The organism is Micromonospora sp. NPDC047753, assembly GCF_040642735.1.
Lineage (GTDB): Bacteria > Actinomycetota > Actinomycetes > Mycobacteriales > Micromonosporaceae > Micromonospora.
In genome coordinates, this window is sequence record NZ_JBEYSL010000269.1 from 1 (window position 1) to 9,146 (window position 9,146).

The following is a 9,146-nucleotide window of genomic DNA, read 5'->3' on the forward strand; positions in this document are numbered from 1 at the left end:
GTGGCGTACCAGCACACGCAGTCAGACCTCCAACTGCGTGGAGGTCGCCCCACTGGCCGCCGGCCCGTCGGCGGTCGCCCTGCGCGACAGCAAGGACCGGGGCGGCCCGGTGCTGCTGTTCAACCGCGCGGGATGGCTCGGCTTCATCACCGGGGCGAAGAAGGGCCAGTTCGATCTGAACTGATCCGGTGACTGGTACGGGGCCGTCGGCGCACTGCCGGCGGCCCCGTCGCGTCGTACCCGCAGGCTCGGTCGCTCCGCGACCCGCGACCCTGCTGAGCAGGCATCCGCCGATCGGACGAGGCTCGAAACCGATAGGCGCGTTTCAGTTGCTGCGACGAACACGGGGCGTAACATGGCCTCGAGTACGTGGAACTTCCACACTGGCTCATCCGTCGCGGTTCATCCGGAGACCCTCATGCGGTTCCTGATCGTTCGCACCGACATCCGCGCCGTCGCTGACGGGGACATCGCCGCCGCCTGGGCGGACGGCCACCGACTTCGCGACGAGACGACCACGCCCGAGCCGCGCCGGCAGACCGTCCACGCCGAGAACCGGGACGCCGCGCTGCAACTGGCCCGCGCCCTGGCCACCGTCGGCGCGGTCCGCGCCGGCAAGCAACGGGTCAAGGTCCTCCCGCTGATCGAGGCGCGGCCCGCCTTCCGACGCAGACCGGGCCGCACCGGCACCTGATTCCACAGGTCGTCCGTCGTGGTCGGACCGGCTCCCCCGCCGCGTTTGATCGCACCCGCTGACCACGACGGCCCGTGTTCCCGGCCCGTGACCGCCGCGGCAACGGCGGCCACGGGTCGGGACCGTGCTCAGCTGTCGGCGTCCGTCCAGCCGTCCAGCCAGCGGTGGATGAGAAACAGCGCGATCGACGACGGAGGCGGCAGGATCAGCCGGGCCCCGTCGCCCACGTCCACCGTCTGCCCGGCCAACGCCGCCCCGATCTCCCGGCGGGAGAACCACCGGGCGTACGCGATCTCGGACGGGTCGACCCGCACCGGCTCGGCCGGATCGGCAGTGGCCAGGAAGCCCAGCATCAGCGAACCGGGGAACGGCCAGGCCTGGCTGCCCACGTACCCGATGCGCTCGACGCCGATGCCCACCTCCTCGCGGACCTCGCGCAGCACAGCCGCCTCCGCCGACTCCCCCGGCTCGACGTAGCCGGCCAGGCAGGAGTAGCGGCGACCACCCGGGGTGCCCTGCCAGCCGGCGTTGTTGCCGAGTAGGCAGTGGCCGTCCGGGCCGTCCACGCCATCGTGGACGAGCACGATCATCGCCGGGTCGGTACGCGGCCAGATCCGCCCACCGTTGCGGTCCACCCGGGACCAACCGGCCTCGTCCATCGCGGTCGGCGCGCCGGTGCTCGTCGAGTAACCGTGTCGGGTGTGCCAGTTGACCAGCGCCAGCGCGGTGGTGAAGATGCCGGCCTCCCGGTCGGCGAGCAGGTGACCCACCTCCCGGAGGTGGACAGCCCGGGTTCCCGGGGTCGCCGGAAGAGGCGCGTCGACAGCGAAGACCGGCACTCCGTCCGGCTCAACACCCAGGAACATCGCCACCGACTCCGACCCGGCGGGCACGTCGGCCGCCCCGAACAGCACCAACGTCGGAGGCGACGTCTCGGTACGGGCCAGCGTCCGACCCTCGTCGGTCGAGTCGAGCAGCAGCACCCGGGCGCGCAACCACGCCTCGGTCAACCACTGCGGGTCACCACGCCGGTGCGCGGCCCGATCCAGCGTGGACCGCGCCAACGGCGGCGCCGCCTCCCCGCTCACGTCAGCGCCCCGCTGCTGAGCCCCATGGCCTGCTCGCTCACGCCTGCTGCTCGGTCTGCACCCTGGTCAGCGCGGCCAGCCCCGGGGTGACCCGCTCCGCGTCGCCGAGCACCACGATCGCCGCCCGGGCCGGGGCCAGGTAGCGGGCCGCCGCCTGCGCGACGTCGTCGATGCTCGCCTTCGCCAACCTCGCCGCGTACTCGGCGAGGAAGTCCAGGCGCAGACCGTTGCCGGCGTACGCGCTGGTCAACGCCGCCAACCCGGCCTGGGTGGACATGCCGAGCTGGAGGGTGCCCAGGGCGTACTGCCGGGCCTGCTCCAACTCCTCGGGCTTCGGCGGCAGCGACGCCAACCGACCCAGCTCGTACGTCGTCTCCAGCAGCGCCGGGCCGGTGACCTCGGTGGCCACGTCGGCGGCGGCGACCAGCACCGACCCGGCGACGGAGTGCTCGATCACCGAGTGCGGGCCGTACGTGTAGCCCTTGTCCTCGCGGATGTTCTCCACCCACCGGGAGGAGAAGTAGCCGCCGAAGATCAGGTTGGCCAGTTGCAGTGGGGCGTGGTCCAGGTCGGTGCGCGACACCGCCGGCAGCGCGATCCGCAGCGAGGACTGCACCGAGCCCGGCCGGTCGACCAGCACCAGCGGCCCCGGCTCCAGTGGCGGGGTCGCCGGCAGTTCGGCCACCCGCCCGGCACCCGACCAGCCACCGAGCGCCCGCTCGGCTGCGTCCAGTGCCTTCTCCGGCTGGACGTCACCGACCAGCACCAACTGCGCGCCGGTCGGGTGGACCCGCTCCGAGTGCAGGGTGCGCAGCGCCGCCGGTCGGACGGCACGGATCTGGCCGGGCTCCGGCGTCTGCGTCGCGTACGGGTGCCGGCCGTAGATCCGCTTGAGCAGCGCCTCCCGGGCCAGGTGCGAAGGCTGGCTCTGTGCCACCTGGATCCGGTCGACGAGTCGGTCCCGTTCGGTGGCCACCTCGTCACCGGGGTAGCTGGCGCCGGTCAGCACCTCGGCCAGCAGCTCCAGCATCCGGTCCAGACCGGTGACCAGGCCGGCGCCGGAGAGCATCAGCCGGTCCGGGTCGACGCCCGCGGAGAGCCCGCCGCCCACCTTCTGCAACTCGGCGGCGATCTGCACGCTGGACATCGACCCGGTGCCGGAGAGCATGGTCTGCGAGAGCATCGCGCCGCGGGCCAGGTGGACCCGGCCGAACGGCACCCAGAGCCGCAGTTCGACAAGGGGTACGGCGGGCCGGCGTACGGCGATCACGGTGAGCCCGTTGCGCAGTGTGCGCTCGGCCTGCTTGGGCACCTTGAGCTTGCGGTTCGGCCCGAGCGGCGGCAGCGTACGCGGGTGGGCGGGAGCGGTGGTGACACTCATCGGGCGCCTCCGGCGATGACCTCGATGGCGGCCCGGCGCTCCGGGCGCAGGGTGGCCGCGGCGGCCCGGACCTGCTCCTCGGTGACCTCGCCGACCAGCCGGGGCAGTTCGTTGAGCAGACCCGGTTCGCCGCGTTGCTGCTCCAGCACTGCCATGCGTAGCGCCCGACCGAGCACAGCGTCGGTGTCCCGCAGCAGGTGGGTCGCCATCCGGGCCTGGGTGCGGGCCAGCTCGCCGTCGGTCAGCCCGTCGGTGGCCAGCCGGTCCAGTTCCTCGTCGATGGTGCGCAGCACCTTGTCCACGTCGCCACCGGGCGGCAGGTGCGCCTGCAACAGCAGCGCGGTGGGGTCGCGGACGTCGAACGGGTCGCCCATGAAACCGAGGTATCCGCCGAGGCTGGTCACCGTGCGGTCCCGCTGCACCAGTCGTTCGACAAGCCGCGACGCGTCGCCGTCGGTGAGCACCTCGGCCAGCACCACGTACGGCAGGTAGCCGGCGAAGTCGGAGACCGGGTCGGGCACGCGCCAGGCGCCGGCCACCGCCGGCAGCGGCGCCAGGGCGTCGGTGTACGAGGTGCGCCGCTCGGCGGTCAGGTCGGGCTCGGTGAAGTCGGGCCGTTGCGGTGCCGGCCGGGCCGGCACGTCGCCGAAGTGCCGGGTGACCAGCTCGGTCGCCTCGGCCACGTCGATGTCCCCGCTGACGGCCAGTACGGCGTTGCCGCTGGCGTAGTAGCGGCGGAAGAAGTCCGCGGCGTCGGCGACGGTCGCCGACTCCAGGTCGTCGAAGGAGCCGTAGCCGTCGTGGGCGTTGGGGAAGGTGTCGAACATGACCGGAGGCAGGGTCAGCCAGGGGAAGCCGCCGTACGGCCGGTTGAGCACGTTGACCCGGATCTCCTCCTTGACCACGTCGACCTGGTTACGCAGGTTCTCCTCGGTCAGCCGGGGGCCCCGCATCCGGTCCGCCTCCAGGAACAGCGCGCGTTCCAGCGCGTTGCTCGGCAGCGTCTCGAAGTAGTCGGTGTAGTCCAGGTGGGTGGAGCCGTTGAAGGTGCCGCCCGCCCCCTGCACGTGCCGGAAGTGGGCCAGCTTCTCCAGGTTCTCCGAGCCCTGGAACATCAGGTGCTCGAAGAGGTGGGCGAAGCCGGTACGCCCCTCCGGCTCCGAGCGGATGCCCACGTCGTAGACCACCGCCACCCCGATCACCGGGGCACTGCGATCGGGGGTGAGCACCACCCGCAGGCCGTTGTCGAGGGTGAACCGCTCGACCGGATACTTCGTCGCTGGAATTCTGGATCTCCGCGCCGCCACGGAGTCGACCCTAGCGCGTCGACACCTCCGCCACCCGCGACCTTCCCGGAGCCGCCGCGACCGGGGCTGTCACCAGGGGCAGCACCTCGGCGCCGACCCGCTCGGCCTCCTCGCGGTGCGGCCAGCCGGAGAGGATGAACTCGTCGACGCCGAGCGCGGCGTACTCGTCGATTCGGGCCGCGACCTCGGCGTAGCTGCCGACCAGCGCGGTGCCGGCGCCCTCGCGGACCAGGCCGACGCCGGCCCAGAGGTTCGGTGCGACGGTGAGGCCGTCGGTGCGGCCGGCGTTCAGCGCGGCCATCCGGGTCTGACCCACCGAGTCCATCCGACGGAACCGGGCCTGGGCGGCGGCGATCCGCTCCGGGCTCATCCCGGCCAGCAGCCGGTCGGCCTCGGCCCACGCCTCGGCGCTGGTGGGGCGGGCGATGACGTGCAGCCGGAGGCCCGTGCGCAGGGTGCGGCAGTGCTCGGCGGCGAGCGCCCGGACCCGGGCGACCCGGGCCGCGATGGACGTCGGTGGTTCACCCCACATCAGGTACACGTCGGCCTGCCGGGCGGCCACCGTCTCGGCGGCCGGGGACGCGCCGCCGAAGTAGACCGGCGGCGGCGCGGCGAGTGGGGTGGCCAGGCCACCGCCGTCGACCCGGTAGTGCTTTCCGGCGTAGTCGAACGGCCCGCCGGCCCAGGCACGGCGAAGCACCTCGACGAACTCGCCGGTGCGGGCGTACCGGTCGTCGTGCCCGAGGAAGTCGCCGTACGCCCGCTGCTCGGCCGGGTCGCCCCCGGTCACGATGTTGAGCGAGAGCCGGCCGCCTGAGACGGCCTGGAACGCCTCGGCCTGCTGGGCGATCAGGGTGGGCAGCGCGAAACCGGCCCGGACCGCGACCAGCATGCCGAGCCGTTCGGTGTGCTGGGCGACCGCGGCGCAGACGATCCACGGGTCGGGGCAGCCGGCACCCACCGGGGTGAGAACGGCGGTGAACCCGTTCGTCTCGGCGGCCCGGCCAACCTCGGCCAGGTAGGCCACCGTCGCGGCCCGGTCGTGCCTCGCGGCGCCCGCGGTGACGGTGGCGGCACCGACCTGGTCGCCGTCGCCAGAGGTGGGCAGGAACCAGTGGAAGGTCATCGCGAAGTCGCCTCTCTGCCGGTGACCGATCGCCGATTACCCTAGCAAGCTGGTAGGAAATACCGACATAATTGAGATGCTCCATCCCGCCATGTGGATGGGCCTTGACGCTGACCGCAGCCTGGCCCACTCTTCCTACCAACTAAGTAGGAATACTGCGGATTGGATGGACGATGAGACGGCTCCCCCTGCGCCGGTTGGTCACCCTGGCCACCCTCGCCGTGGTCGGCGCGGCGACCCTGGGCGGCACCGCCGCGTGCGGCGACGACAGCGAGGGCGCGGGCGGCAGCTCCGGCCCGGTCACGCTGCGCCTCGGCTACTTTCCCAACATCACCCACGCGCCGGCCGTCGTCGGCGTGGAGAAGGGCATCTTCACGGAGAAGCTCGGCACCAACGTCAAGCTGGACCCGAGGACCTTCAACGCCGGCCCGGCCGCCATCGAGGCGGTCTTCTCCGGTGCGCTGGACGCCACCTACATCGGTCCGAACCCGACGGTGAACGCCTTCTCCAAGTCCAAAGGCGAGGCCGTCCGGGTCATCTCCGGCGCGGCCTCCGGCGGCGTGGCGCTGGTGGTCAAGCCCAGCATCACCGGCGCGCAGGACCTGAAGGGCAAGAAGATCGCCACCCCACAGCTGGGCAACACCCAGGACGTGGCGATCCGGTACTGGCTCAAGCAGCAGGGCCTCACCACCACCAAGGAGGGCGGCGGCGACGTCAAGATCGTGCCGCAGGAGAACTCCCAGACCGTCGAGACGTTCAACAGCGGCGCGATCGACGGCGCCTGGGTGCCCGAGCCGTTCGTCTCCCGCCTGGTCAACGCCGGCGGCAAGGTGCTCGTCGACGAGCGCGACCTGTGGCCGGACAAGAAGTTCGTCATCACCAACCTGCTGGTGAGCACCAAGTTCCTCAAGGCACACCCGGACGTGGTGCAGAGGCTGGTGGACGGTCAGGTGGCCGCCAACGAGTTCGTCAACACCAAGCCGGACGAGGCGCAGCAGGCCATCTCCGACGCGATCGGCAAGATCACCGGAAAGCCGCTCGATTTGAAGCTCATCAAGCAGGCGTGGCCGACGTTGGAGTTCACCAACGACCCGATCTCGTCCTCCCTGAAGGCCGGGCTCGACCACGCCGTCGACGTCGGCCTGACCGAACCGGTGGACCTCAAGGGCCTGTACGACCTGAAATACCTCAACAACGCGCTCAAGGCGCAGGGCAAGCCCGAGGTCGTCCAGCCATGACGTCGACCACGACGACGCCGCAGAGCGTGACCACAGCGGTCGCGCTCTCCGGCGTGACAAAGGTGTACGGGCGCGGGGCGAACGCCGTCCTGGCCCTGGACGGAGTGTCGCTGGACGTCGCACCCGGCGAGTTCGTCTGCCTGGTCGGCGCGTCCGGCTGCGGCAAGAGCACCCTGCTCAACCTGGTGGCCGGGCTGGACCGGGTCAGCGGCGGGCAGATCACCCTGGGCGGCGACGTCAACCCGGGCCTGATGTTCCAGGAGCCGGCGCTCTTCCCGTGGCTGACCGTCGACGCCAATGTGGAGGTGCCCCTCAAGCTTCGCCGACTGCCCCGGGCCCAGCGTCGCGAGCGGGTGGCCGAGCTGCTGCGCACCGTCCACCTGGCCGACTTCGGCCGTAAGCGCCCGCACGAGCTCTCCGGCGGGATGCGGCAGCGTGTCGCGCTCGCCCGCACGCTGGCACTGGACACTCCGGTGCTGCTGATGGACGAGCCGTTCGGCGCGCTGGACGCGATGACCCGGGACATCCTGCACGACGAGTTGGAACGGATCTGGTCCGAGCGCAAGCTCTCGGTGCTCTTCGTGACGCACAACGTCCGCGAGGCGGCCCGGCTGGCCGACCGGATCATCCTGCTCTCCAGCCGACCCGGCCGGATCATCTACTCCACCGAGGTGAACATCCCGCGCCCTCGCCGGATCGACTCCCCCGAGGTCGCCGCCATCGCCGCCGAGGTCACCGAGCGGCTCCGTACGGAGGTGGGCCGCCATGGCCAGTGACACCCTCACCAGTTCGGCGCGTACCGACGCGGAGATCACCGGCCTCGACGCGCTGGAAATCGCCGGTCGGGACAAGGAGGTCTCCCGGGGCGCCCGGATCTGGGCGGCCACCTGGCCCAAGCTCGCCGCACTGGCCATCGCCATCGCAATCTGGCAGGCCGTGGTCTGGACCGGGTGGAAGGACCCGTGGGCCCTGCCCGGCCCAGGGCCGGTCTTCGCCGACCTCGCCGACTACTTCCTGAGTCAAGCGCTCTGGGACGGGCTGGCCACCACGGCACGGCGTGCGGTGATCGGCTTTGCCGCCGCAGTGGCCGTCGGGCTGCTGCTCGGCCTCGGCGTCTCTCGGTCGAAGGTGCTCCGGGCCGCCATCGGGTCCATGATCACGGCACTACAGACGATGCCGTCGATCGCCTGGTTCCCCCTGGCGATCCTGCTCTTCGAACTCAGCGAACAGGCGATCTTCTTCGTGGTGGTGCTCGGTGCCGCGCCGTCCATCGCCAACGGTGTCATCCATGGCGTGGACTACGTCCCGCCGCTGCTGCAGCGCGCCGGCCGCAACCTGGGCGCCCGAGGTCTGAACCTGTACCGGTACGTCATCGCGCCGGCCGCGTTGCCCGCGATCGTCGCCGGCCTCAAGCAGGGCTGGGCCTTCGCATGGCGGAGTCTGATGGCCGGTGAATTGCTCGTGGTCATCGCCGCGCGAACGTCGATCGGCGCTCAGCTCACCTACGCGAGGGATTTCTCGGACGCGGAACGGCTGATGGCCATCATGATCGTCATCCTGGTCGTCGGACTCCTCGTAGACACCGCGTTCGGCGCTGCGGACAAGGCGATCCGGCGCCGCTGGGGCGTACTGGACCAGGCTGGTCAGTGACGTGTTCGTCTCCGCGCGCAGCGACTACGCGCTCCGGGCGATGCTCGCCGTCGCCGCCGCCGGTGGTGGCGGCGACGGTGACCGGGTCGGCGAGTTGGCGAAGGCGGCCAGCCTGGCCGAGGTACAGGACATCCCGCTCAGCTTCCTGCAGGGCATCCTGCTCGACCTGCGCCGGGCCGGTCTGCTGCACAGCCATCGCGGCGCCGACGGCGGGTACGCGCTGACCCGCCCGGCCGACGAGATCACCGTCGGAGACGTGCTGCGTGCGGTCGGCGGGTCGCTCACCACGGTGCGCGGTCTGCCGGCCGAGCGGGCCGGCTATCACGGAGTGGCCGCCGGGCTCACCGACGTCTGGCTGGCGGTGCACGGGGCGATCGCCACTGTGGTCGACAGCGCCACCCTGGCCGACCTGCTCACCCACGCCCCCGTCAGCCCCATCCCCACACCCCCCGCCTGACCCGCCCCACCCCACCCCGCCCCCCGCTCCACTTCCGCCTCGCGATCTTGCACTTTCTGTCGCCGCGCATGAGACGTAACGGCCCATACCGGCAACAGAAACTGCAAGATCGGCGCGGTGGTTGGTGTGGGGTGGGGGGTGTGGGGTCCCCGCCTACGCACTGGACTCGATGTCGGTGGAGCTGTCCTTCATGATCGGCCCAGCG

General features: G+C 71.6%; 10 protein-coding genes. 6 read left to right on the forward strand and 4 right to left on the reverse strand.

Features of this window, described 5'->3' with window-relative positions; genetic code table 11:
- Both ABZ749_RS21500 and ABZ749_RS21505 read left to right on the forward strand, forming a co-directional pair.
- Nucleotides 1-184 (forward strand): DUF397 domain-containing protein (locus tag ABZ749_RS21500; RefSeq protein WP_357230281.1); only part of this gene is annotated, 184 nt, incomplete at its 5' end.
- A 234-nt stretch (nt 185-418) separates the two neighbouring features.
- Nucleotides 419-694 (forward strand): hypothetical protein, encoded by a 276-nt coding sequence (locus tag ABZ749_RS21505; RefSeq protein WP_357230283.1) that lies wholly within the window; start codon nt 419-421, stop codon nt 692-694.
- 128 nt (nt 695-822) lie between these two features.
- On the opposite strand, the gene nudC is transcribed toward ABZ749_RS21505, so the two are convergent.
- Genes nudC through ABZ749_RS21525 form a run of 4 tightly spaced genes read right to left on the reverse strand, consistent with a single transcriptional unit; the run spans nt 823 to nt 5,596 of the window.
- A complete protein-coding gene (gene nudC / locus ABZ749_RS21510) occupies nt 823-1,782 on the reverse strand; it encodes an NAD(+) diphosphatase (RefSeq protein WP_357230286.1) in 960 nt (319 codons plus the stop codon).
- Nucleotides 1,783-1,819: 37 nt separating this feature from the next.
- Nucleotides 1,820-3,163 carry a pitrilysin family protein gene (locus ABZ749_RS21515; RefSeq protein WP_357230288.1) on the reverse strand — a complete coding sequence of 448 codons (1,344 nt, stop codon included), beginning with the start codon at nt 3,161-3,163 and terminating at the stop codon, nt 1,820-1,822.
- Nucleotides 3,160-4,470, reverse strand: a complete 1,311-nt coding sequence (locus ABZ749_RS21520) for a pitrilysin family protein (protein ID WP_357230290.1) — start codon at nt 4,468-4,470, stop codon at nt 3,160-3,162. The genes ABZ749_RS21515 and ABZ749_RS21520 overlap by 4 nt, the downstream gene beginning before the upstream one ends.
- A gap of 10 nt (nt 4,471-4,480) precedes the next feature.
- On the reverse strand, nt 4,481-5,596 hold the full coding sequence (locus tag ABZ749_RS21525) for an LLM class flavin-dependent oxidoreductase (protein WP_357230292.1): 1,116 nt from the start codon (nt 5,594-5,596) through the stop codon (nt 4,481-4,483).
- 173 nt (nt 5,597-5,769) lie between these two features.
- On the opposite strand from ABZ749_RS21525, the gene ABZ749_RS21530 reads away from it, so the two are divergent.
- From ABZ749_RS21530 to ABZ749_RS21545, 4 genes are read left to right on the forward strand one after another with little or no spacing between them, the layout of a single operon-like run.
- Nucleotides 5,770-6,834 carry an ABC transporter substrate-binding protein gene (locus ABZ749_RS21530; RefSeq protein WP_357230294.1) on the forward strand — a complete coding sequence of 355 codons (1,065 nt, stop codon included), beginning with the start codon at nt 5,770-5,772 and terminating at the stop codon, nt 6,832-6,834.
- Nucleotides 6,831-7,610 carry an ABC transporter ATP-binding protein gene (locus ABZ749_RS21535; RefSeq protein WP_357230296.1) on the forward strand — a complete coding sequence of 260 codons (780 nt, stop codon included), beginning with the start codon at nt 6,831-6,833 and terminating at the stop codon, nt 7,608-7,610. Before ABZ749_RS21530 ends, ABZ749_RS21535 begins: the two co-directional genes overlap by 4 nt.
- Nucleotides 7,600-8,484 (forward strand): ABC transporter permease, encoded by an 885-nt coding sequence (locus ABZ749_RS21540; RefSeq protein WP_357230298.1) that lies wholly within the window; start codon nt 7,600-7,602, stop codon nt 8,482-8,484. Before ABZ749_RS21535 ends, ABZ749_RS21540 begins: the two co-directional genes overlap by 11 nt.
- A gap of 1 nt (nt 8,485) precedes the next feature.
- Nucleotides 8,486-8,941, forward strand: a complete 456-nt coding sequence (locus ABZ749_RS21545; RefSeq protein ID WP_357230300.1) for an Rrf2 family transcriptional regulator — start codon at nt 8,486-8,488, stop codon at nt 8,939-8,941.
- Nucleotides 8,942-9,146 lie beyond the last annotated feature (205 nt).